Origin of the sequence: Streptomyces sp. V1I1 (assembly GCF_030817355.1) — a bacterium.
Lineage (GTDB): Bacteria > Actinomycetota > Actinomycetes > Streptomycetales > Streptomycetaceae > Streptomyces.
Genome location: NZ_JAUSZH010000001.1, coordinates 3,965,585 through 3,988,745, shown reverse-complemented (window position 1 = coordinate 3,988,745; position 23,161 = coordinate 3,965,585). Strand labels below are relative to the sequence as shown.

Here is a 23,161-nt window from a genome sequence, read left to right as displayed (position 1 = left end):
ACGTGAAGCTGACACACGTGAGCTGCCATACGTGAAAAGGGGCCCCGGACCAGGTCCGGGGCCCCTTTCGTACGCCTGACTACGCGGGCTTCTCCTCCAGGCGCGGGAACAGCACCGCGCCCTTCGTTACCGTCACGCCTGCCGGGAGCCTGCCCCACTCGCCCGCGTCCTGGACCCGCTGGTCACCGAGGGCGCCCAGCGACGCCTCCGCGCCGAGCGAGTCCCACAGGGCCTGCGAGGTCTCAGGCATGACCGGGTTCAGCAGCACCGCGACCGCCCGCAGCGACTCGGCCGCCGTGTACAGGATCGTCGCGAGACGGGCCTGGCCCTCCTCGGACTCGTCCTTGGCGACCTTCCACGGCTCCTGCTCCGTGATGTAGCCGTTGACCTGCTTGACGAAGTCGAAGACCGCCAGGATGCCGCCCTGGAAGTCCAGCTCCTCGCCGATCTTCCGGTCGGCCTCGGCAACCGCCTTCGCGAGTCCGGCCTGGACCGCCTTCTCCGCCTCGCCGGACGCCGTCGCCTCCGGCAGCGCGCCGCCGAAGTACTTGCCGACCATCGCCGCGACACGGGACGCGAGGTTGCCGTAGTCGTTGGCGAGCTCGCTGGTGTACCGGGCCGTGAAGTCCTCCCAGGAGAACGACCCGTCCTGGCCGAACGCGATCGCGCGCAGGAAGTACCAGCGGTACGCGTCCACGCCGAAGTGCGAGGTCAGGTCCTGCGGCTTGATGCCCGTCAGGTTCGACTTCGACATCTTCTCGCCGCCGACCATCAGCCAGCCGTTCGCGGCGACGCGACCCGGCACCGGCAGGCCGTTCGCCATCAGCATCGCGGGCCAGATGATCGCGTGGAAGCGCAGGATGTCCTTGCCGACCAGGTGCACATTGGCCGGGAAGGTCTCTTCGAACTTCGCCGGGTTCTCGTTGTAGCCGACCGCCGTCGCGTAGTTGAGCAGCGCGTCGATCCAGACGTAGATGACGTGCTTGGGGTCCCACGGCACCGGGACGCCCCAGTCGAACGTCGAGCGCGAGATCGAGAGGTCCTGCAGGCCCTGCTTGGTGAAGTTCACAACCTCGTTGCGGGCGGACTCGGGCTGGATGAAGCCGGGGTTGGCCTCGTAGAACTCCAGCAGCTTCGGGCCGTACTCGCTGAGCTTGAAGAAGTAGTTCTCCTCCTTGAGGATCTCCACCGGCTTCTTGTGGATCGGGCAGAGCTTCTGCCCGGCGTACTCGCCCTCGCCGTCGAGCAGATCGGCGGGGATTTTGTACTCCTCGCAGCCCACGCAGTACGGGCCTTCGTACCCGCCCTTGTAGATCTCGCCCTTGTCGTACAGGTCCTGCACGAACTCCTGCACACGGTCGGTGTGCCGCTTCTCCGTCGTACGGATGAAGTCGTCGTTCGCGATGTTCAGGTGCTCCCAGAGGGGTTTCCAGGCCTCCTCGACGAGCTTGTCGCACCACTCCTGCGGGCTGACGCCGTTCGCCTCGGCAGTGCGCATGATCTTCTGACCGTGCTCGTCCGTGCCGGTGAGGTACCACACCTTCTCGCCACGCTGACGGTGCCAGCGTGTGAGCACGTCGCCTGCGACGGTCGTGTAGGCGTGGCCCAGGTGAGGAGCGTCGTTGACGTAGTAAATGGGGGTCGAGACGTAGTACGCCTTCGCCCCCTGCTTCTCGGATCCAGTGGCCGCCATGGTCGAAATCCTAACGGCCCGCGGAAGGTCCACTCACCCGGTTAAAGGGGCTGGAGAGGTCTGCGAAACATCTCGTCCCGTAGAAAGGCGCATCCTGGGTGGAGAGGTGGGCGCGGCGGGTGCGTGGGGAGCGGGAGCAGGGGGACGGCAATATGCGGGTACTGGTCGCCGAGGACGAGGAGGTCCTGGCCGAGCTGGTCGCGACCGGGCTGCGACGGGCCGGATTCGCCGTCGACACCGTGTACAGCGGAGACGCCGCGCTCGCGTATCTGGGGCTGCACGACTACGACGTCGTCGTCCTCGACCGCGATCTGCCGCGGATCCACGGCGACGACGTGGCGCGCAAGCTGGTCGCGTCCGCGTCCCGCACGCGGATCCTGATGCTGACCGCGTCCGCGTCGATGGAGGACCGGGTGGAGGGCCTCGACCTGGGTGCGGACGACTATCTGGGCAAGCCCTTCGAGTTCCCCGAGCTGGTCTCCCGGGTACGGGCGCTGCGCCGGCGCAGCGCCAGGACGGTGCCGCCGCTGCTGGAGCGGCACGGGGTGCGGCTCGACACGGTGCGGCGGACGGCCGAGCGGGACGGGCGGGATCTGGATCTGTCGCCGAAGGAGTTCTCCGTACTGCAGATCCTGCTGGAGGCGGACGGGGCGACGGTCTCGGCGGAGGAGCTGCTGGAGCGGGCGTGGGACGCGCACGCGGATCCGTTCACGGGCGCGGTGAGGGTCTGCATGAGCAAGCTGCGGGGCAAGCTGGGGGAGCCGCCGCTGATCCGTACGGTGCAGGGTGTGGGGTACGCGCTGTGAGCCGTCCCTACCTGGGGCCCGGGTCGACGATCCGGACACGGATCGCGCTCGTCTACGGCGGGGTCTTTCTGGTGCTCGGGGGTGTGCTGCTGGGGATCGTCAATCTGCTCTCCCGCGCCGGTACGGAGGACGAGGTCGCGGCGATAAGGCGGCGCGCCGTTCCCGCGCTGCCGGTGACGGACGTGCGCGGGGTCACGGTCGTCCAGCTGACCGACAGTGTCCGGCACGCGGCGGGGCAGCAGATGCTGATCTGGTCGGCGTTCGCCCTGCTGGGGACGGCGCTGTGCGCGGTCGCGGTGGGGTGGTGGACGGCGGGGCGGGTGCTGCGGCCGGTGCACGCGATGACGGCGAAGGCGCGGCGGCTGTCGGAGCGGACGCTGCACGAGAGGATCGGGGCGAGCGGGCCCGACGACGAGCTGAAGGAGCTCGGGGACACGCTGGACGCGCTGCTGGCGCGGCTGGAGAAGACGTTCGACAGCCAGCGGCGGTTCATCGCGAACGCGTCGCACGAGCTGCGTACGCCGCTGGCGACGCAGCGTACGGCGATCCAGGTGGGGCTCGACGAGTCGGCTTCGGCGGAGGAACTGGCGCGTACGAAAACGGTGTTGCTCGACAACAACCGGCGCAGCGAGCGGCTCATCGAGGGGCTGCTGGTGCTGGCGCGCAGCGAGCGGGGGCCGGCGGAGCGGGAGGACGTCGACCTGGGGGAGGTCGTGGCGGAGGAGGCGGCGCGCTACGAGGTGAAGGCGGCGGTCGGGCGCGGTGGCGTGGTGCGGGGGAACCGGCTGCTGCTGGCCCAGCTGGTGGGGAACCTGGTCGCGAACGCGGTGGCGTACAACGTGCCCGACGGGACGGTGGACGTGGCCTGTGCGGACGGGGTCCTGACGGTGCGGAACACCGGGCCGGTCGTGGCGGCGGAGGATGTGCCGGCGCTGTTCGAGCCGTTCCGGCGGGGGGAGGGGCGGGACCGGATGGGTCCCGGGGCGGGGCTGGGTCTGTCGATCGTCCGCTCGATCGCCGACGCCCACGGCGGCACGGTGACGGCCGAGCCGGGCCCTGAGGGCGGGCTGGCCGTCACCGTGACGCTGCCGGTGGCTTAGCTCTGCCAGCGGGCGAGCAGCCCTTCGTACAGCTCGGCGTCGGTGAGTTCGCGGGGGGCGGGACCGGCGTGGAAGAAGCCGGTGTTGCCCGTCCCGTTGTCGGCGGTGAGCTTGCGCAGGTAGTCGAAGGCCTTCGCGTCGTGCTCGCCGAACGCGACGAACTGCCAGAAGACCCGTGCCGGCTTGGCCGCGGCCGCGGCGAGGGCGGCGGTGGCGGCGGTCTTGGACTCGGGCGCACCGTCGGTCTGGAAGATCACGAACGCGGGTGCGTCGGCGTCGGCCTTGGCGTGCAGGGCGAGGACCTCTTCGACGGCGAGGTGGTAGTTCGTACGCCCCATGCGGCCCAGGGAGTTGTGGAGCTCGTCGATCCGTCCCTGGTGGGCGGGGAGGGTGAGCTCGCCGGTGCCGTCGATCTCGGTGGAGAAGAAGACGACGTTGACGGTGGCGTCGTCGTCCAGATGCGCGGCGAGCGCGAGGGCCTGCTCGCCGAGGTGCTGGGCGCTGCCGTCCTTGTAGTAGGCCCGCATGGACCCGGACCGGTCGAGCACGAGGTAGACGCGCGCGCGGGTCCCGGTGAGCCCGCGCCGCTTGAGGGCGGCGCCGGCGGCGGCGTAGTGGGGGGCGAGGTGGGGCGGGATGTCGGCGACGGCGTCTGCGTCTGCCTTCGGCTCGACCTCGACGACCGCCGCGGCGACGGGCTCGGGTGCGTCTGCCTTCGGCTGGGGCGTGGTGTCGGCTTCCGGCGCGACGGCGGGTGCGTCTGCCTTCGGCTGGGGCGTGGTGTCGGGTGCGTCGGCCTTCGGCTCAGCCTCGGCGGCGTAAGCCTGGGCGCTCTCCTTGGCTTCGGCGTCCGCTGTGGCAGCGGCAGGGGCCTCGGTCTCCGCCTCAGCAGGTGCGGGTGCGGGTGCGTCGGCCTCCGGCTCGGGCGCGGTGCTGGTCTCCGCGGCCTCCGCCTGGGCGACCTCCGCCTCAGCGGCGGCCACGGGCTCGGTGGGCTCCGGCTCGGCAGCCGGCTTGGCGGGAGCCGCAGTGACCTCCTTGGCCGCCGGCTCGTCGGCCTTGTTCTCCGGCTCCGCCGGAACAGCCTCCGGGACGGCAGCCGGCAGCGCGGCCTCCGGCTCGGGCTCGGCGATGGCCTCGGCTGCCGAATCGGCCTCCACCGCGGTGGGGGCCGCAGTCTCCTCTTCCGGCTCCGCCGCGGTGGCGGGCTCGGTCTCCTCGGCCGTGGCGTTCGACGCCACCTCAGCGGCCACGGGCTCGTCGGCCTCCGGCTCGGACGTGGAGCCGGGCTCGATGGCCTCCGCCACAGCCGCGGGCTCGGTTTCCTCCGTCTGGGCGACCTCCGCCTGGGCGACCTCCGCCTCAGCGGGGGCCACGGGCTCGGTGGGCTCCGGCTCGGCAACCGGCTCGGCGGGAGCCGCAGCGGCCTCCGTCTCCGTCGGGCTCGGCGACACCCTGTCCGGCGACGCCTGTGCCGGGACCGACGCGCCCTCGCCCTTAGGGGCCGGGTTGTCGAAAGCCGCCGAGACCAGGTCCGCCGCCGCCCGTTCCGCCGGGGACGGGGCCGGGACCGTCGCTGTGGGCGGCTCCGAGCGTTCGGTCTGGGGCGGGACGGAGGCTGCCGCCGACTCGTTGAGCTCCGATTGGTCGCGTCCAAACACCTTGCGCAGCAAGCTCCGAATGCCCATGGGCCAGGCCTTTCGCATGAGTGAGTGCGTGAATGTCCACACTTGGGCCGGGCGTCCATAGGGTGTCCTGGCCAGGGCGGACACGTAAGGTTACCGGCCACCGGGCCGTGACCCCCGCAGGGGCAGGCCCTCGTTGTCAACCCCGCCTCGGCCGCGCCGGATTCATCCCCCGTTCACTTCACGGCTGCCGCATTGCACACGTACGCCCCTAACGTCGCGGCGGAACATATTCCGACACCATGTCGGCGCAGGCTGCGCCGTAGGAGGACGAAGTGCGCAAACTGCTGCCGCTGTTGAACTCGACCCCTCACCCGGGTGGACGTTCCGCTCTCACCTGCCGGTACCGCTGCGGCGATGCCTGCTTCCACGAAGTGCCCAACACCAGCGACAACGAATACGTCGGCGACGTCATAGCCGGCGCGCTCTCGAGACGATCGATGATGCGCACCGCCGCCGTCGTGACCGTCGCCGCTGCCGCCGGCACCGCCGCCGTCATCGGCCAGGGCGGCGACCAGGCCGTCGCCGCGCCCGCGACCACGGACGGTCACGGAAACACGCCCGGCAAGACCGACGGAGCCCGCGGGCTCCGCTTCGCCGCCGTCGCGCCCAACAAGGACGACAAGGTCACCGTCCCCGACGGCTACTCCCAGAACGTCGTCATCCGGTGGGGCGACCCGATCCTCCGCGGCGCCCCCGCCTTCGACGCCGACAATCAGACCGCCAAGGCGCAGGCAGGCCAGTTCGGTTACAACAACGACTTCCTCTCCCTGCTCCCCCTCCGCGGCGAGCACGGGCGGCAGATCCTCGTCGCCAACCACGAGTACACGGACGAAGTCCTGATGTTCCGCGGCTACGACGCGGCCAACCCGACCCGCGAGCAGGTCGAGATCGCCTGGGCCGCGCACGGCCTGTCCGTCGTCGTGGTCCAGGAGGAGCACCGCAGCGGCAAGCTCACCCCGGTGGGCCGCCACCCGCTCAACCGCCGCCTCACCGCGACCAGCGAGTTCAAGGTCACCGGCCCGGCCGCGGGCAGCGCCCTGCTGCGTACGAGCGTCGACCCGACCGGCACCAAGGTCCTCGGCACGCTCAACAACTGCGCCGGCGGCACCACCCCCTGGGGCACCACGCTCCACGGCGAGGAGAACTTCAACCAGTACTTCGCCAACGGCTCCAGCGCCACCGACAAGCGCTACGGCATCGGCACCGGCGCGACCGAGCGCAAGTGGGAGCTCTTCGACAGGCGCTTCGACCTGAAGCAGGAGCCCAACGAGGCCCACCGCCACGGCTGGGTCGTCGAGCTCGACCCGTACGACCCGGACTTCACACCGCGCAAGCGCACCGCGCTCGGCCGCTTCAAGCACGAGGCCGCGCAGCCCCGCCTGACCGACGACGGCCGCCCCGTCGTCTACATGGGCGACGACGAGCGCTTCGACTACTTCTACAAGTTCGTCTCGTCGAAGCAGATGAAGAAGGGCGGCAGCCGGGCCGCCCGCGAGCACAACCGCACACTGCTCGACGAGGGCACGCTCTACGTCGCCAAGCTCACCGGCGACAGCCCGGCGACCGAGATCGACGGCAGCGGCAAGCTCCCGAACGACGGCGAGTTCGACGGCAGCGGCATCTGGATCCCGCTCGCCAGCGGCGACAAGTCGTTCGTCCCCGGCATGTCCGCCGAAGAGGTGTACATCTTCACCCGCCTCGCCGGTGACAAGGTGGGCGCCACCAAGATGGACCGCCCCGAGGACGTCGAGCCGTCCCCGCGCACCGGCCGCGTCTACGTCGCGCTGACCAACAACACCGACCGCGGCAAGCCCGGCAAGGCCGGTGCGGACGAGGCCAACCCGCGCAACCTCAACAAGCACGGCCAGATCCTGGAGCTCGCCGAGAACTGGGACGACCCGGCCGGCGACGGCTTCGCCTGGCGGCTCTTCCTGGTCGCGGGCGACCCGAACGACCAGTCGACGTACTTCGCGGGCTTCCCGAAGGAGAAGGTCAGCCCGATCTCCTGCCCGGACAACGTCGCCTTCGACCCGTACGGCAACCTGTGGATCTCCACGGACGGCAACCAGCTCGGCTCCCACGACGGCCTGTTCGGCGTCGCGACGCATGGCGAGCGGCGCGGTGAGCTCAAGCAGTTCCTGACCGTCCCGACCGGCGCCGAGACCTGCGGCCCGATCATCCAGGACCGCCGCGTTCTCGTCGCGGTCCAGCACCCGGGTGAGATCGACGGCGCGTCCGTCGAGAAGCCCGCGAGCGCGTGGCCTGACGGAGCAGGGAAGATCGTCCGTCCGTCGGTCGTCTCCGTCTGGCGCAAAGACGGCCGCGACATCGGCGTGTAAGGCGTGTAAGTCGTACAAGTCGTAGCTTTACGAGGTGGCGCGTACGTGTGCGCGCCACCTCGTGAATTCCTCCGTCGCGTCGCCCGTATAAGACCACGGCACCCGCGCGGCCCGCGTCCCCAGCAGCTCGAACAGCAGCCGGGCCTCCTCGCTCAGGCCCGCGTAACAGGCAGCGTGCGCCAGATAGTTGAGCTCACCGATCTCCTCCGGGACGGCGGGGCCCTGTGGCCTGCCGCCGATCCAGCGCTCCCAGGTGCGCTGCACCTCGGTCACCGCCAGCTCGTGGTGCCAGTGCCGCCCGAAGTCCCGTACCGGCGCCCGGCCCAGCACGCCCTCGGTGGCATAGCGGTACTCCTCCACCCGCGCGATCTGTACCAGCACCGGCAGCGGCGACCCGGGCGGCGCCGCGCCTGCCGCGTCGCGGGCGAAGTCGTACATCTTGCCGTGCGTGCCGTGCCAGCGCGCCGAGTAGTAGCGCAGCAGCTGCACATGGCCCTCGATGTTGAACGGGTCGCGGCGGCGCAATTCGTCGAACCAGGAGCGCAGTTCGCGCCGGGAAATCCCCGTTTCGTACAGCCGCGCCACCGTCAGCAGCGACACCCACGGCATCGGATCGGCGGGCCGTGCGTCGGCCGCGCTCAGGCAGGCCATCACCGCCACATCGAGCCGCGCCTCGTCGAGCCCGACCCCGCGGCCCGCCTCGATCGCCTGGTGGAAGACCCGTACGACCTCCGTCCCCGCCCGCAGCACCGCCGCGTCCGGGTTGTCGGGCTCCGCCGCCCGCCAGGTCTCCACCGCCGATGAACCCGCCGCCGCGTGCGCGAGCAGCCGCAGCCGGTGGGTGCGCAGCGGCCAGTCGTCGCCGGTGGCGCGCAGCAGATCCCGTACGCCCTGCCAGCGGCCGATGACGATGTCGTGGACGGCGTCGGCGAGCGGCCGGTCTCCGAGGGCGGGATCGAAGTCCGGTACGAAACGGCGGCGAGCGGCGGCCATCTGTGGCACTTCCCTCAGAAGTCCGTGGCCAGCGACTTGTCGGCGTAATCCGGATTCCGCGAAGCGGAGTTGGCGTACTGCTCCTCGGCGGCGACGGCGCGGGTCGCGTCCAGCCGGGCGGGACGGTAGTACGAACTCCCCCGCCGCCAGTACAGGATCATCGGCACCAGACCGGCGGCAAGACCGCCGATGCCGATCGCGATCGAGGCCGCGCTCAGTTCGCTCAGCGCCTCGAAGAGGATCCAGAGCATGAACACCGCTCCGAGCAGCGGCCACACGCCGCCGAGGACGAAGTCGCGTACGGATGTCAGCAGCATTTTGCGGTACGCGACGACTGCGGCGATGCCCGCGAGCCCGTAGTAGAACGCGATCTGCAGGCCGATGGCGGCGACCGCGGCGGACAGCACATCGCCGACCGAGCCGAGCGCGGTGGAGGCGACGAACATCGCGAGCGCCACCGCGCCGACGACGGCGACCGCGACCCACGGGGTGTTCCACCGGCGGTGCACGGTGCCGAGCGCGGCGGGCATCGTACGGTCCCGGCCCATCGCGAACAGCGATCGCGTCACCTGGATCAGGGTGGTCTCCAAGGTGGCGACGGTGGACAGCAGCACCGCCACGACCAGCAGTTTCCCGCCGACGCCGGGCCAGATCGCATCGCCGAGCACGCCGAGGACGTTGGCGCTGCCGGCCTTGATGTCGTCGGCGGTCAGGAGCACGTTCACCGCGACCGTGAAGGCCTCGAAGAGGAGAAAGACGACGCCTACGCCGACGAGCGCGGCGAGTCCGGCGGTGCGGCGGCTGTCGCGGGTCTCCTCGCTGAGGTTGCTGGTGACGTCCCAGCCCCAGTAGTAGAAGGCGGCGACCAGCGCGCCGGAGGCGAATCCTGCCGGTCCGTCGAAGTGCGAGAAGCCGAACCAGGACCAGTCGAAGGCGGCGGCGGCTCCGTTGTGCAGCAGCGCGGCGAGGATGAAGAGCAGCAGGATCAGCAGCTCGACGCCGGACATGAGGAGTTGTGCCCGCACGGTCAGCCGCGCCCCGCCGAGTACGACGAGCAGCATCGCCAGGAACCAGGCGGCGCCGACGGCCGTCGCGAGGAAGGTGTTCTCGGCGAGCGCGGGGTCGAAGAGCCCGAGCGTCATCGCACCGGCCGGCAGCGAACCGGCCACCATGAAGATCGTCGCGGAGACCACCAGCGCCCAGCCGGACAGAAAGCCGAGGAAGGGATGGAGGGTGCGGCCCACCCAGGAGTAGCCGGCGCCCGCGTTGACATCGATCCGGCCGAGTCTGCTGTAGGCCAGGACGATGCCGAGCATGGGTATGGCGCAGTAGAGCAGCGCGGCGGGTCCGGCGAGGCCGACGGACGCGACGAGTACGGCGGTCGTGGCCGCGATGGAATAGGCGGGAGCGCTGCCCGCGATTGCCATCACGATGGTGTCGAACGTGCCGAGGACATTGGGCTGTAGCCCTCTGCCGGAGCTGTTGCGCATGGGATTCTCCGAACGCCGTGGTGCTGAATGCCCTTGTGCCGCACGACATATGCCGGCATCTCAGAAACGAACGCCCGCTGCGGAGTGAAGGCCTCCGTAAAGGGAGAACGTGCGCATCGTAGTCGGATGAACGTCGGCGGGGTGAGGGCAGTGGGGCGGGGGCGCCCTGGGCGCTGATCCTTGCGTCCTTGCGCCTCGGCGGCGGTCGAATCGTAGAGTCGGTGTTATGGCTGCAGAGGTTTCGGACCAGGGGACCGTACGGGTCGACGCATGGATCTGGTCGGTCCGGCTGACAAAGACCCGCTCGCAGGCGGCGTCGGCCTGCCGGGCGGGACATGTCCGCGTGAACGGCGAACGGGTCAAGCCGGCGCACACGCTGCGGGCGGGGGACCAGGTGCGGCTGTTCCACGCGGGCCGTGAACGCCTGGTGGTCGTCTCCAGGATCGTCCGCAAACGGGTGGGCCCACCGGTGGCGACCCAGTGCTACGTGGACAACAGCCCGCCGCCTCCGCCGAGGGAGTTCACGGCCCCGGTGGCGGTCCGGGAACGGGGGGCGGGCCGCCCGACGAAGAGGGACAGGCGAGAGCTGGAGCGCCTCCAGCGCGGGAACCTGACGGGGCCTGACGGGACCTGACGGGGTCGGTGCGGGCCCTGACGGGGCCGGTGCGGTCCGGCCGGGCGGGCGGGGCCATCCGGGGCCCGGTGGCTCCCTCGGACGGGTTCTGATCCTCCTCGGGTGGGTGACCCGCCGGGCGCGACGGGTCACGCGGGCGGGAACGCTGCCCCGGAGGTGAGCCATGGAACGCCGGGATGCGGACGTGTGCGTGGTAGGTGCGGGTTTCGCGGGTCTGGCCGCCGCGCGGCAGCTGGCGCAGGCCGGCCGCGAGGTGGTGGTGCTCGAGGCCCGGGACCGGGTCGGCGGGCGGGTGTGGAACCGCGAGCTGCCCGAGGGGCCCGGTGATCTCGGCGGGCGGCTCCTGGCTGGGCAAGGGCCAGGAGCGGATGTTCGACCTCTGCCGGGAGGTCGGCCTGGAGGTGTACCCGCAGTACGAGCAGGGTGATCAGATCCTGCGCCTGGACGGCGTCAACCACCGCTACCGGGGGCTGATCCCCAAGATCGGACCGGCGGCGGTCGCCTTCCTCGGCGTGGCGTTCATGCGCCTGGACCGGATGGCGCGACGGCTTCCGGCCGACGCCCCCTGGCAGGCAGAAGGCGCCAGGGCACTGGACGCCCGCACGCTCGGGCAGTGGCTCTCCAACCCGCTCAACGTGCCCTCGGACACGGCTCGCACCCTGGCCAGGGCTTCGATGAACCTGGTGTTCTGTGCCGACCCGGCGGAAGTCTCGCTGCTGGGGGCGCTGGTCCTTGCCCGGGGCGGCGGCGGCTTCACCTACTACACCGACAGCCGGCGGACCGAGACCCACCTGGTGGACGGCGGGGCGCCGGAGCTGGCTCGCCGGATGGCGGAGCGCCTGGGGGATGCGGTGAATCTGTCCTGCCCGGTCCGGCAGATCACGCACAACGGGACGGACGTGGAGGTCCGCTGCGAAGCGCTCACCGTGCGGGCGGGGCGGGTGATCGTGGCGACGCCACCCCTGCCGGCCGGCCGGATCGCCTTCGATCCGCCGCTGCCCGCCGACCACCACCACCTCCTGCAACGGGGTGGTGCCCGGGGCGGTCATCCGGGTGCACACGGTCTACCCGGAGCCGTTCTGGCGGGAGCAGCGCCTGTCGGGGCAGACGCTGGCGCCCCAGTCGCCCGTCTCGGTCACCATCGACCAGACGCCGCGCTCGGGACCGCCGGGGGTACTCAGCACCTTCGCGTTCGGCCCCGGCGCGCTGGAGATGGGACGCTTGGAGCCCAAGGAGCGGCGGGACGTGTGGCTGAAGGCGCTCGCCGAGCGGTTCGGCCCGCGGGCTCAGCCCGCCGGCTACCTGGAGGCCGACTGGTCCGCCGAGCCGTGGTCGCTGGGCGGGATGGCGGGTCGCTTCCCGCCCGGGGCGCTGACCAACTACGGCCCGGCACTGCGCCGGCCGGTGGGCCGGATCCACTGGGCGAACACCGAGACGGCGACGCTGATGCACGGGCTGATGGAAGGGGCTGTGCGCTCGGGCGAGCCAGCGGGCGGCCGGCGAGGTGCTGGCAGCCCTGTGATCGGCCACGCCCGCCGTGACGGCCGTGCCTCCCGCTACGCCCGGTGGGTTCGGCCGCCCCGGCGCCGCGAACGCCCCCCGTCACTCCGACCGCCCAGGTGATCCGACCGACCCGGGCGATCCCGGCCTGCGGTCACCGCGACCTGCCCGGTCACCCTGACCGACCTGGGTGATCCCGACCTGCCCGGTCACCCCGACCGACCCGGTCACCGCGACCTGCCCGGTCACCCCGACCGACCCGGTCACCGCGACCTGCCCGGTCACCCCGACCGACCCGGGCGATCCCGACCTGCGGTCACCGCGACCTACCCGGTCACCCCGACCGACCCGGGTGATCCCGACCTGCCTGGGTGATCCCGACCTGCCCGGTCACCCTGACCGACCTGGGTGATCCCGACCTGCCCGGTCACCCTGACCGACCCGGTCACCCCGGTCGTCCCGGTGACGCGATCGCCCGCGCCGCCTTCACCTCCTGGCGCAGCGCCCCCAGCACCCCCTCCTCGTCCCCCTCCAGTTCCGCCCGTACCTCCACCAGCACCTCGCTCGCCCTCAGCCCCTCCGCCAGCTCGTGCAGCTGCTGCTCGACCGCCGCCACCTCCGCCCGCGTCGGCGGCTCCGCCCCGTGGTTGACGCGGACCCTCGCCGCCGTCGTCGCGTCCACGATGCGTTCGACGGCGACGACCAGCGGCCACCACGCCGCCGCCCGCGTCCCCGTCGGCGGCGGTTCGGTCAGGGCTCGCTGGAACTCCGACCGGACCGACGACAGGTCGCGGTAGATCCGGCGCCGCCTGCGCACCCGCTCCCCCTGGTCCTCCGCCTCGGCGCCGAACGCGCACGCCACGTAGCGCGCCGCGTCTTCCACTGCCGTCGCCAGCCGGTCGCCGATCCGGGTGTGCCAGCTCTCCGGCCAGAGCAGATAGCCCGCGACCAGCGCGATCGCGCAGCCGATGAGGCTGTCCACCAGGCGCGGCAGGACCAGGTCGAAGCCCTGGTGATTGAGGACGTCGGAGAGCAGCAGGATCACCGGGGTGATCGCCGCCGTCTGAAAGGCGTACCCCTTCGCGGAGAACGCGGGGATGAGCGCCGCGAGGAGCATCATCACCGGCACGTCCCACCAGCCGCGCGGCACCTGCGCGAGCACCGCCGCCGCGACGACCAGCCCCGCCGCGGTGCCCAGCGCCCGCAGCACCGCGCGGGAGAAGACCGAGCCGAAGTCCGGCTTGAGGACGAAGGTGACGGTGAGCGCGACCCAGTACGAGCGCGACACCGGCACCAGTGACACCAGTGCCTGTGCGAGGCCGATGCAGAGCGCGAGCCGCAGCCCGTAGCGCCAGGAGGGCTCGGAGAGCAGCACGCTGCGGGCCGCGCGCCGGGCCCGTATGCGGAGGGCCGCGGGCCGGCCGAGCCGGTCGTCGACGTTGTAGGGGTCGGGGTCGGCCTTGTGCACGACGACGGCGGCGTGCCGCAGCGCGCTCTCCACGGCGCGGTCGGCGGGACCCTCCGGCTCCGGCAGTACCAGGTCGGGCGCATCGCCGCGGCCGCCCCGGTCGACCGCGTCCGCCAAGTCCCTTACGGCCGCGGCGATTTCGGGCCGTCGCGAGGCCCGCCCGTGCAGATGCGCGGCCGCGGCCGCCTCGACCAGCGGGATGAGCACGTTGAGCTGCGAGAGCAGCCGTACGAGCGGGCTGCGCCGCCCGTGGTCGCGAGCCCGCCGGGCGAGGATCAGGTCGTAGGAGGTGTTGAGGGACTCCGTGACGGCCTGGCGCTTCTCGTCGTACGCCGTCGTGCCCGCCGCCCCCAGCAGGTCGGCGACACTGCGATACGTCTCGGCGACCGCGGTCCGCTCCGGCATCCGGCCGCGCAACGGCCAGGCCAGCAGCGTCAGTACGAGGACGAACAGCCCGCCGAGCGTGAGCAGCAGCGGTGCCTTCCACCACGGTCCCGGCATCGGCAGCCCCGCGCCCACCACCGCGTTGAGCAGGAGCAGCAGCCCGCCCACGGAGGCCACCGCGCCGATCGACGAGATCATCCCGGAGACCAGCGCGACGAGGGTCAGCGCGGCGACCGCGAGCCAGCCCTCCCCGTAGACGAGCGTGCCGAGCGTGACGCCGACCGCGCCGAAGAGCTGTGGGACCGCGATATTGAAGATCCGCATGCGGTACGCGTCGGCGGTGTCGCCGATGACGCCCGACAGCGCGCCCATCGACACGAGCGCCCCGTACATGGGCTGCCCGGCGGCGAGCCCGACCGCGAGCGGTGCGGCCAGCGCGACGGCGGCGCGGGCGCAGGCCGCCCAGGGGACGGGCGCGGTCTGCGGCCGCATGCCCTTGAGCAGCCACTCGGGCGGGGACAGCCGTCCCGCTCGTGTCCCTGATCCGGAGGAAGCCCCGCCCGTGTCGTCGCCCATGGTCATCAAAAGACCTCGAAGTCACCCTCCCGCGCAACTCCCCTGCGGGGCGGCAGGGCGGGACGGTCAGCCGAGGTAGCCCTCCACTTCGTCGGCGGGCTGCACCCTCGCCGTGTCCGGGTCCTCTCCGAACTCCGCCTTGGCGCGCCTCCGGCGCAGCAGGTCCCAGCACTGGTCGAGCTGGACTTCGAGGGCGCGCAGCCGGGAGAGTTCGTCGGAGTCGAGGCCGTGCTGCTGGGAAGACCGCTCCCGCAGGGCGCGTTCCTCGGCGACGAGATCGTTGATGCTGCCGAGTATCTGATCGTTGTCCATGACGACACCTGCTCTCGGAGTACGAACGCGGCGTACGAACCCGGAGTACGAACGCGGCCTACGAACCCAGCGTACGAACGCGGCGTCCGAATTCAGAGTGCGAAGACCGTCTTGCCGCGGGCCCCGCCCGCCCGGTTCTGCGCGAGCGCTTCCGGCGCCTTCTCCAGCGGGTATGCGGCGTCCACCAGGGCGTTGAGGGAGCCGTCCGCGGCCGCCGCGGCCAGGGTGTCCAGCAGGGCGGACGAGGCCTTGAGATGGAAGTCGACGCCCTCGACCCCGGCCGGGAGCCGCGCCGGGTCCACCGCGGAGCGGGTGGTGAGGGCGTGGCCGCCGGGCCGCACCAGGGTGGCGTTCGCGGTGAAGGAGTCGGAGTCGGGCGAGACCAGGTCGACCAGGGCGTCGACGCCCTCCGGGCAGGCGTCCCGTACCGCGGAGGGCAGATCGCACGTCGTGGTGTCGAGGGTGACCGCCGCCCCGAGCGCGGACATCCGGTGCTCTTCGTCGCCGCGCACCGCCGCCAGGACGTGGCAGCCGCGGTCGGCTGCCAGTTGGGTCAGATAGCTGCCGACACCGCCCGCCGCGCCGATGACCAGCAGCGACTGCCCGCCGCGTACGCCCGCCGCGTCCAGGAGCTGCGCGGCGCTCATCCCGGCCGTGGGCAGCAGGGCCGCCGTCTTCAGCGGGAGCCCGTCGGGCACGAACGCGATCGCCGCGTCCTGCGGCATCGTCACGTACTCGGCGTATGTGCCGGTGCCGACCGGCGGCCGGCCCGCCTGGCCGAAGACCTGGTCGCCCACCCGGAAGCGGTTCTCGCCGGGGCCGACCACATCCACCCTGCCCGCGAAGTCCGAGCCCATGACCAGCGGAAACACATGCGAGACCCGGCCTTCGAGCAGTCCGTCGGCGGCCCGCCAGTCGAACGGGTTGAGCGCCGCGTACTCGACCTTCACCAGCACCTCGCCCTCGCCGGGCTCCGGTTTGGGGACCTCGATCAGCTCGGGCTCGGCCCTGAACGCCTTGACCGCGACAGCGCGCATCCGGAATGCCTCCTGCTGGACGGCCCCCCTGCTCTGGCCACCTCGACCCCACTCTTACCCGGGCGGGCGGTCAGCGCACGTCGTGCAGTTCCAGCTCGACCAGCAGCGACCGGTGGTCGGTGTCCGCCAGATCCAGGAAGCGTGCCCGGCGCACCGAGAAGTCCTCGCTGATCAGTACGTGGTCGATCTGGGTGCCCAGCGGCCGGCGGACCGTCGCAGGCCAGGACGGGGTGCGGGCCGCGCCCGCGAGGGTGGCGCTGTCGCGCAGATCGCCCGCGTCGAGCAGCCGGCGGAAGGCGGAGTGGTCCTGGGTGGCGTTGAAGTCTCCGGCGATGACGGTCGGCCGCCCCTTGGTTCCGGCGGCGTACGTACGCACCAGGCCGAGTTCCCGCTGCCAGTCGTCCACCCCGCTGGGGATGGGCGGCAGGGGGTGCGCGAGCTGCAGATTCACCGGGCGGTCGCCGACCATGGCGACCGAGCCCGGCATCGCGAGCGTGGCGTCGATCCCCGGGGCCGGGCGTAGCGGGTGCTTGCTGAGGATGGCCGAGCCGGAGGCCGAGTAGCCCTCGACGACATTGCGGTACGGGTAGTCGCTGCGGGAGATCTCCGCCGCGAGCGCGTCCGAGCAGGTGTGGTCGCATTCCTCGACGAAGACCAGGTCGGGCTGCTCGCGGCGGATGGTGGCGAGCAGCCCCTTGGTGGCGTTGCCGAACTCGACGTTCGATGTGAGCACTTCGAGGCGGGCGACGACCGGGCCGGGCGGATCGTCGGTGAGCCCGGTGTCGTACGGCTTGACGAACCACCCGGTGACGGCGAGCACGGCGAGGGCCCAGACCATGCCGGTGCGCCACCGCGCGAGGAGGGCCAGCAGCAGGGCGGCCCCGGCGGGCAGCAGCAGCCAGGGCAGGAACGCGAGCAGCTGGGGGACGGGCGTGATGCCGTCGGTGTCCGCCGCGCGGCAGGCCGCGACCACGCTGGGCGTGATGAGCAGCAGGCCGGCCAGCCAGGCGGCGGCGCGGCGGCCGCCGGAGGGGCGGAAGGCGGCGTCCTGCACGGCGGCCGGGGCCGCCGTCGAGATGGCGCTGTCCATACCGGCCTCCGAGCCGCGGGATGTCGCTGGGTGTCGCTGGATGTCCGTCTGATGTCCGTCGGTGATGAAGACGTCAGTCTCGGCCAGTCTGTTGCGTCTGCGGAGCGTATGCGCGGAGCGCGTCGATCAGCAGCTCCACGCCGAAGGTGAACTCCGCGTCGTGGTCGATCACCGCGAGCATCGGCGCGAGCTTCGCCACCGCCGGGAGCCCCGAGCGTTCGAGATGCGCTTTGCGCTCCCGTACCGCCGACTCCTCCTCCCCCTTGAAGCAGGGCGAGTGGAACTCCCGTAGCAGGGAGCCGACCTGGAAGGCGATGAGCAGCCGCAGGGCATGCACGGCGGCGGCCTCGTCGAAGCCATGGTCGAGCAGGACGGCGAGGGAGCAGTTGATGACCGGGAGCGCGCCGGGGGAGGAGAGCTGGCGGGTGAGGACCAGTTCGCAGGCGCGTGGGTGACGCAGCGAAGCCTGCCGGAATCCGTACGCGACCGAGCGGATGCCGTCCTCCCAGCCGCCCTCGGTACGCCTGGGCAGCTGCATGTCCGTGGTGATGAACTCAGTGATCCCGTCGAAGACGTCCGCCTTGCCGGTCACATGGTTGTAGAGCGACATCGCCTGGACGCCGAGGGTGGCGGCGAGGCGGCGCATGGAGAGCGCGTCCACGCCCTCGTCGTCGATGATCCTGAGTGCGGCCTCGACGATCCGCTCGCGGGACAGCGGTTCGCGGCATGCCGGCTCGCTCGGCGACGGCTCGCTCGGCGACGGCTCGCAGGAGGACGGCCTGTGGGCCGATGCGCCGCCGCGCTCCGTGGGGTGTTGACGGGATCTTCCGTCAGACATCGGGGTGCTCCTGGGTGGGTTTCGCGGACTCCTGTCGTACTCCTTGACGGCTTACAGCGTAAGTGCTTCCCTCGGTCCCGTACTTCGCCTACTTACGGCGTAAGTACGGGACTTACTGGCCTGGAGGGCCCGGACAATGACGAAGGAAGCGCGCGAGGCTCTCGTCCTCGAGCACATGGCGAGCGAGAACCGGCACGTCGAGTCCGCCCCGCAACTGGTCGGCGAACGTGTCTACTTCGACACCGCGGCCATCCTCGCCCGGCCCGGCCTCGCGCCGTCCCTCCCTCTCCCCCTCCCCGCGTAAGCGGAGTCAGGCATGTCTGTGCCCACCGTTCATCATCTCGACTGCGCCCCGATGCACCCGGTCGGCGGCGCCCCGCTGGTCGCCCACTGCCTGCTGGTGGTCACGGGCAGCGGCCTCGTCCTCGTCGACACAGGCCTGGGCACCGCGGACGTCCGGGACCCGCGGCGGCTCGGGGCGTTCTTCCGGCGGACCGCGCGGCCGACGCTGGATCTGTCCCGTACGGCGGTCCATCAGATCCGGGCGCTGGGTTACGACCCCTACGACGTCCAGGACATCGTGCTGACCCACCTCGACCTGGACCACGCGGGCGGCCTGGCCGACTTCCCGGACGCGCGGGTCCATGTGATGGCGGACGAGTACCGCGCGGCGATGCGCCGCGACACCCGCCTCGACGCCAGCCGCTATGTCACCGCGCAGTGGGCCCACGGCCCGCGCTGGATCGTCCACGACACGGCGGACTCCGACTGGCACGGCTTCGCCGCGGCCCGGGTCCTGCGCTCCCCCGACATCCTGCTGGTCCCGCTGCCGGGCCACACCCGCGGTCACTGCGCGGTGGCGGTCCAACAGCCGGACCGCTGGCTGCTGCACGCGGGCGACGCGTACTTCTTCCACGGCGAGATGGACCTGCGCCGCCCCCGCTGCCCCCGCTCGGTGGCGCTCCACCAGCGCCTGGTGGCGGACAACCACGGCGAGCGGCTGATGCAGCTGGAACGACTGCGCGAACTGCGCCGGGCGGACCCCAGGCTGATCCGGATCTTCTCGTCGCACGACGCGCACGAGTTCGCCCAGTTCAGCGACGAAAGGGTCCGTCCTTTGCGGTGACGTCGAGGCGGGGTGCAGGGGCGGAACTCCCCCGCTCGGGCCGCCCCCGTCGCTGCGCCGGCCACGCGGCCGCCGCCAGGGCGAGGCCCGACGCCAGCACCCACCAGGCCGTCGTGCGCAGCTTCGCCGTCAGGGCGTCGTAGACCGCGCTCGCCGCCGGGCGGTCCACGTCCGCGGGGAGGTCATCGAGGGCGAGGCCGTGGCCGAGCGTGACCGCGATGCGGAGCAGTACACCGCCCACCGCGAGCGCGATGCCGAGGCCGATGAGGGCGCGGCCTCTGCGTACGGCCAGGAGCACCGCGGCCGCCGCCACCATCAGAGTCGCGATCGGCAGCCACGCCCCCGCGATCTGCAGGCCGTCGAAGATCTCGCGTGCGACGCCGAGCTTGTCGGAATCCAGGATCGTGATCCGGGTCCGCCCGACCGGGATCTGGTCCGCGAACCGCAGCCCGTCCGCGCTGAGCTGCTGCTTCACCTGCTCGATCACGGGCGTCAGATCGATGCTGACCGAATCGCCGCTGTCGCTGGTCAGCGCCTGCTCGACCGCGGTGTGGGCCGCTCCGTTGACGGTGTTCCACGCGGTCTTGTAGGAGTCGGTGCCGGAGAAGGACATCACGGCCTCGTACAGCAGACCCCGTACGCCCTCCTGGAAAGGACGGACGTCGAAAGGACCGACATCGAAAGGCCCCACGTCGATCTTCTGCATGACCTCGTCGGTGATCCGTACGGCGACCGCGTTCTGCACCGCGGGGTCCGACGCGAGCGGCGCCATCGCGGCGACGTAGCCGTCCGTGTCGCCGATCTCCCGGTCGGCCCAGACCGCGAGCGCGCACAGCGGCGTCAGGATGGCCACGAGGACGATCAGCACCGCCGACACCGCTGAGAGGAAGCTCCGCACTCCTCAAGGGAACGTGGGCCGCAGGCCGGGCGCGACCGGTGCTCCGCCGACCGGGCGTGCCCTGAAAGGGCGGTGTTCCGACTTGCCAGGCGGCGGGCGCGGGTGTGCCCTGAAAGATGGGGGACGAGGGAAGGAGCTCTCCGCCATGGCCGCACACGCAGCTGTACGCGTACGGCGCCACGTCTCTCTCGCCTGGGCGCTGCCCCTCACCCTGGGCGTGGCCTACGGCTTCTACGCGGGGTTCCTCCGCCGCACCGGCCGGGACGTCAACTGGGGCGACGTCCTCTTCGGCGTCGTCTGCGGCATCATCGTCGCGGCTCTCGCCTACGGGCTTGGCCGGATCCAGCAGTCACTGTCCCACGAGGTCCGGGCCGCCGCGTACGCAACGCTGTTCGGCGGGGCCATGGGCTATCTGTTCAGCCAGACCGGGGCGAGCGTGCTCAAGTCGTCAGTGATGGGGCTGGTCCTCGCCGGGGCGATGGCCGTCTCCGCGTTCTACGTCTTCCACACCAGGGAATAGGGCTGCCGGACTCCTCCTCGCGCGGCCGCCAGATCAGATCTGGCGGCCGCGCGCCGTCGTCTCGCGCCCCCCGGGTGAGGGCCGGAGACCGGCGAAGGGAGGCGCCCCATGCGGGACCAGGACATACCGCCACTGCGTGTCGCGGTCATCATCGGCAGTACGCGCGAGGGGCGCGTCGGCGAGAAGGTCGGCCGCTGGTTCACCGAGCTGGCCGCCGAGCGGGACGAGATGGAACTCGCGGTCGTCGACCTCGTCGACTTCGACTTCCCGGCCCGCTATCCGCACCGGGCCACCGAGCAGATGCGGGAGTTCGTCACGGAAGTCGGCCGCGCCGACGCCTTCGTGGTCGTCACCCCCGAGTACAACCGCTCCTTCCCCGCCTCCCTCAAGCAGGCCATCGACTATGCCTACGACGAGTGGCAGACCAAGCCGGTCGCCTTCGTCAGCTACGGCCACGGCTCCGGCGGGCTGTACGCGGTCGAGCAGCTGCGTTCGGTCTTCACCGAGCTGCACACCGTGACCCTGCGCAATGGCGTGAGCATCAACCTCCTCGACGAGGCGCCCGAAGGCCGGGACCGCGCGGCGTGGTTGATGCTTGATCAGCTCGGCTGGTGGGGCCTGGCCCTTCGGGAGGCCCGCGCCGCCCGCCCGTACGTCTCCTAGGGCTTTTGGTCCTGAAGTTTCGGGGATCCGAGGCCCCGCCGATGACTTCACCCGACGACCCGAGTCAACCCCTGGACCGCTCCCCCCAGACCGCCCCTAGACCCCCCAGAGCGTCCGGCAGAGCTCCCAGAAGGATCAGAAGGAACTGACGATGAGTACAGATCTGGCAATCGAGACCACGGGCCTGGTGAAAGTCTTCGGTGACAACCGGGCCGTCGACGGCGTCGATCTCAGCGTGCCCGCGGGCACGGTCTACGGCGTCCTCGGCCCGAATGGCGCCGGAAAGACGACCACGGTACGGATGCTCGCCACCCTGCTGCGGCCGGACGGCGGCCAGGCCCGGGTCTTCGGCAAGGACGTGCAGAAGGACGCCGACGCCGTCCGCGGCAGGGTCAGCCTCACCGGTCAGTACGCCTCGGTGGACGAGGACCTCACCGGCGCCGAGAACCTGGTGCTGCTCGGCCGGCTGCTCGGCCACTCCAAGCCGGCCGCGCGGGAGCGCGCCGCGCAGCTGCTGGACGCCTTCGGGCTCTCCGAGGCGGCCGAGAAGCAGGTGAAGAACTACTCGGGGGGCATGCGGCGCCGTATCGACATCGCCGCGTCCATCCTCAACACCCCGGATCTGCTCTTCCTGGACGAGCCCACCACCGGCCTCGACCCGCGCAGCCGCAACCAGGTCTGGGACATCGTGCGAGCGGTCGTCGCGCAGGGCACGACGGTGCTGCTGACCACGCAGTATCTGGACGAGGCCGACCATCTGGCGTCCCGTATCGCCGTGATCGACCACGGCAAGGTGATCGCGGAGGGCACCAAGGGCGAACTGAAGGCCTCGGTCGGTTCCGGCGCCGTCCATCTGCGGCTGCGCGATCCCGGCCAGCGGCCGGAGGCCGAGCGGGTGCTCGGGGCGGCGCTCGGCGCCGAGGTGCAGCTGGACCCGGATCCGGTCGCGCTCACCGCCCGGGTCAACGGCCATGGCACCGAACAGGGTGCGGCCGAGCAGGCCGCGCGGGCGCTGGCCGAACTGGCCCGCTCCGGAATCACCGTGGACAACTTCGCGCTGGGCCAGCCCAGCCTGGACGAGGTCTTCCTCGCCCTGACCGACAAGAGGGGGACTGCGGCATGAGCACCGCGACCACCACCAAGTCCACCAAGGCCATCGACGATCTCGTCCTCGAAGCGCCCAAGGCGGAGGATCTCGCAGCGCTGTTGGTGAGCAAGGACCGCCCACCACGGCCCAGCGCGCTCTCCGCGTCCTTCACCTTCGGCTGGCGGGCCATGCTCAAGATCAAGCATGTGCCGGAGCAGCTCTTCGATGTGACGGCGTTCCCGATCATGATGGTGCTGATGTACACGTACCTCTTCGGAGGGGCGCTGGCCGGCTCGGTCTCGGCGTACATCCAGTTCCTGCTCCCCGGCATCCTCACCATGAGCGTCGTGATGATCACGATGTACACGGGCGTCGCGGTCAACACGGACATCACCAAGGGCGTCTTCGACCGGTTCCGTACGCTGCCGATCTGGCGGCCGGCGCCGATGGTCGGCTATCTGCTCGGCGATATGGTCCGCTACTTCCTCGCCTCCGTGGTGATGCTGGCCGTCGGCATGATCATCGGCTACCGCCCGCACGGCGGGCCGCTGGGCGTTGTCCTCGGAGTCGCGCTGCTGATGGTCTTCTCGTTCGCCTTCTCCTGGATCTGGACGATGTTCGGCCTGCTGCTGCGCACCGAGAAGTCGGTGATGGGCGTCAGCATGATGGTGATCTTCCCGCTGACCTTCCTGAGCAATGTCTTCGTCGACCCGAAGACCATGCCGGGCTGGCTGCAGGCCTTCGTCAACAACAGCCCGGTGACCCATGTCGCCACGGCTGTGCGGGAGTTGATGGAGGGCAACTGGCCGACGGCCAACATCGCCTGGTCGCTGGGGTGGGCCGGGCTGCTGGTGCTGGTCTTCGGCTCGGTGACGATGCGGCTCTACAACCGCAAGTGAGCGGTGTGGGTGGCTGAGCG

The 23,161-nt window shown here is 71.3% G+C and carries 22 protein-coding genes and 1 pseudogene; 13 read left to right on the top strand and 10 right to left on the bottom strand.

Annotated elements, in window-relative coordinates; translation table 11 throughout:
• Positions 1-79: 79 nt before the first annotated feature.
• Positions 80-1,693 (bottom strand): methionine--tRNA ligase, encoded by a 1,614-nt coding sequence (metG, locus tag QFZ67_RS18700; protein ID WP_307662233.1) that lies wholly within the window; start codon positions 1,691-1,693, stop codon positions 80-82.
• A 152-nt stretch (positions 1,694-1,845) separates the two neighbouring features.
• Here metG and QFZ67_RS18695 point away from each other — a divergent pair, with 152 nt between their 5' ends.
• Both QFZ67_RS18695 and QFZ67_RS18690 read left to right on the top strand, forming a co-directional pair.
• Complete coding sequence (locus tag QFZ67_RS18695) at positions 1,846-2,499, top strand: response regulator transcription factor (RefSeq protein ID WP_307665885.1); 654 nt, start codon at positions 1,846-1,848, stop codon at positions 2,497-2,499.
• A complete protein-coding gene (locus QFZ67_RS18690) occupies positions 2,496-3,599 on the top strand; it encodes a cell wall metabolism sensor histidine kinase WalK (protein WP_307662232.1) in 1,104 nt (367 codons plus the stop codon). The genes QFZ67_RS18695 and QFZ67_RS18690 overlap by 4 nt, the downstream gene beginning before the upstream one ends.
• On the opposite strand, the gene QFZ67_RS18685 is transcribed toward QFZ67_RS18690, so the two are convergent.
• Positions 3,596-5,287 (bottom strand): VWA domain-containing protein, encoded by a 1,692-nt coding sequence (locus QFZ67_RS18685; protein WP_307662231.1) that lies wholly within the window; start codon positions 5,285-5,287, stop codon positions 3,596-3,598. The genes QFZ67_RS18690 and QFZ67_RS18685 overlap by 4 nt on opposite strands.
• Positions 5,288-5,559: 272 nt before the next feature.
• On the opposite strand from QFZ67_RS18685, the gene QFZ67_RS18680 reads away from it, so the two are divergent.
• The gene (locus QFZ67_RS18680; RefSeq protein WP_307662230.1) at positions 5,560-7,626 is read left to right on the top strand and encodes a PhoX family phosphatase; all 2,067 of its coding nucleotides are present in this window, start codon (positions 5,560-5,562) and stop codon (positions 7,624-7,626) included.
• Between the two features lie 27 nt (positions 7,627-7,653).
• On the opposite strand, the gene QFZ67_RS18675 is transcribed toward QFZ67_RS18680, so the two are convergent.
• Complete coding sequence (locus tag QFZ67_RS18675) at positions 7,654-8,619, bottom strand: hypothetical protein (RefSeq protein ID WP_307662229.1); 966 nt, start codon at positions 8,617-8,619, stop codon at positions 7,654-7,656.
• A 14-nt stretch (positions 8,620-8,633) separates the two neighbouring features.
• Positions 8,634-10,109, bottom strand: a complete 1,476-nt coding sequence (locus QFZ67_RS18670; protein ID WP_307662228.1) for an APC family permease — start codon at positions 10,107-10,109, stop codon at positions 8,634-8,636.
• Positions 10,110-10,335: 226 nt separating this feature from the next.
• On the opposite strand from QFZ67_RS18670, the gene QFZ67_RS18665 reads away from it, so the two are divergent.
• The 4 genes and pseudogenes from QFZ67_RS18665 (at position 10,336) to QFZ67_RS18650 (ending at position 12,366) form a co-directional block, all read left to right on the top strand.
• Positions 10,336-10,743: an RNA-binding S4 domain-containing protein gene (locus tag QFZ67_RS18665; protein WP_307662227.1), complete on the top strand. Its 408-nt coding sequence runs from the start codon at positions 10,336-10,338 to the stop codon at positions 10,741-10,743.
• Between the two features lie 163 nt (positions 10,744-10,906).
• Positions 10,907-11,170, top strand: a complete 264-nt coding sequence (locus QFZ67_RS18660) for an FAD-dependent oxidoreductase (protein ID WP_307662226.1) — start codon at positions 10,907-10,909, stop codon at positions 11,168-11,170.
• Positions 11,112-11,711 (top strand): annotated as a pseudogene (locus QFZ67_RS18655) (flavin monoamine oxidase family protein); the annotation flags it as partial. The gene QFZ67_RS18660 and the pseudogene QFZ67_RS18655, both read left to right, overlap by 59 nt.
• A gap of 64 nt (positions 11,712-11,775) precedes the next feature.
• Complete coding sequence (locus QFZ67_RS18650) at positions 11,776-12,366, top strand: FAD-dependent oxidoreductase (RefSeq protein ID WP_307662225.1); 591 nt, start codon at positions 11,776-11,778, stop codon at positions 12,364-12,366.
• 322 nt (positions 12,367-12,688) lie between these two features.
• On the opposite strand, the gene QFZ67_RS18645 is transcribed toward QFZ67_RS18650, so the two are convergent.
• From QFZ67_RS18645 to QFZ67_RS18625, 5 genes are all read right to left on the bottom strand, one after another.
• On the bottom strand, positions 12,689-14,671 hold the full coding sequence (locus tag QFZ67_RS18645; protein WP_307665884.1) for an FUSC family protein: 1,983 nt from the start codon (positions 14,669-14,671) through the stop codon (positions 12,689-12,691).
• A 66-nt stretch (positions 14,672-14,737) separates the two neighbouring features.
• The gene (locus QFZ67_RS18640) at positions 14,738-14,983 is read right to left on the bottom strand and encodes a DUF2630 family protein (protein ID WP_307662224.1); all 246 of its coding nucleotides are present in this window, start codon (positions 14,981-14,983) and stop codon (positions 14,738-14,740) included.
• Positions 14,984-15,075: 92 nt separating this feature from the next.
• Complete coding sequence (locus tag QFZ67_RS18635) at positions 15,076-16,020, bottom strand: NADP-dependent oxidoreductase (protein ID WP_307662223.1); 945 nt, start codon at positions 16,018-16,020, stop codon at positions 15,076-15,078.
• A 70-nt stretch (positions 16,021-16,090) separates the two neighbouring features.
• Positions 16,091-17,110: an endonuclease/exonuclease/phosphatase family protein gene (locus QFZ67_RS18630; RefSeq protein WP_307662222.1), complete on the bottom strand. Its 1,020-nt coding sequence runs from the start codon at positions 17,108-17,110 to the stop codon at positions 16,091-16,093.
• A gap of 73 nt (positions 17,111-17,183) precedes the next feature.
• Positions 17,184-17,948: a TetR/AcrR family transcriptional regulator C-terminal domain-containing protein gene (locus tag QFZ67_RS18625; RefSeq protein ID WP_307662221.1), complete on the bottom strand. Its 765-nt coding sequence runs from the start codon at positions 17,946-17,948 to the stop codon at positions 17,184-17,186.
• Positions 17,949-18,084: 136 nt separating this feature from the next.
• Between QFZ67_RS18625 and QFZ67_RS18620 the strand changes: the two genes are divergently transcribed.
• Positions 18,085-18,252 carry a hypothetical protein gene (locus tag QFZ67_RS18620; RefSeq protein WP_307662220.1) on the top strand — a complete coding sequence of 56 codons (168 nt, stop codon included), beginning with the start codon at positions 18,085-18,087 and terminating at the stop codon, positions 18,250-18,252.
• A 12-nt stretch (positions 18,253-18,264) separates the two neighbouring features.
• Complete coding sequence (locus tag QFZ67_RS18615) at positions 18,265-19,074, top strand: MBL fold metallo-hydrolase (RefSeq protein WP_307662219.1); 810 nt, start codon at positions 18,265-18,267, stop codon at positions 19,072-19,074.
• Here QFZ67_RS18615 and QFZ67_RS18610 read toward each other — a convergent pair.
• On the bottom strand, positions 19,043-19,972 hold the full coding sequence (locus QFZ67_RS18610; protein ID WP_307662218.1) for a hypothetical protein: 930 nt from the start codon (positions 19,970-19,972) through the stop codon (positions 19,043-19,045). The genes QFZ67_RS18615 and QFZ67_RS18610 overlap by 32 nt on opposite strands.
• Positions 19,973-20,117: 145 nt before the next feature.
• Between QFZ67_RS18610 and QFZ67_RS18605 the strand changes: the two genes are divergently transcribed.
• The 4 genes from QFZ67_RS18605 (at position 20,118) to QFZ67_RS18590 (ending at position 23,141) form a co-directional block, all read left to right on the top strand.
• Complete coding sequence (locus tag QFZ67_RS18605; RefSeq protein WP_307662217.1) at positions 20,118-20,492, top strand: hypothetical protein; 375 nt, start codon at positions 20,118-20,120, stop codon at positions 20,490-20,492.
• A 108-nt stretch (positions 20,493-20,600) separates the two neighbouring features.
• The gene (locus QFZ67_RS18600) at positions 20,601-21,155 is read left to right on the top strand and encodes an NADPH-dependent FMN reductase (protein ID WP_307662216.1); all 555 of its coding nucleotides are present in this window, start codon (positions 20,601-20,603) and stop codon (positions 21,153-21,155) included.
• 151 nt (positions 21,156-21,306) lie between these two features.
• On the top strand, positions 21,307-22,278 hold the full coding sequence (locus QFZ67_RS18595; protein ID WP_307662215.1) for an ATP-binding cassette domain-containing protein: 972 nt from the start codon (positions 21,307-21,309) through the stop codon (positions 22,276-22,278).
• On the top strand, positions 22,275-23,141 hold the full coding sequence (locus QFZ67_RS18590; RefSeq protein WP_307662214.1) for an ABC transporter permease: 867 nt from the start codon (positions 22,275-22,277) through the stop codon (positions 23,139-23,141). The genes QFZ67_RS18595 and QFZ67_RS18590 overlap by 4 nt, the downstream gene beginning before the upstream one ends.
• Positions 23,142-23,161 lie beyond the last annotated feature (20 nt).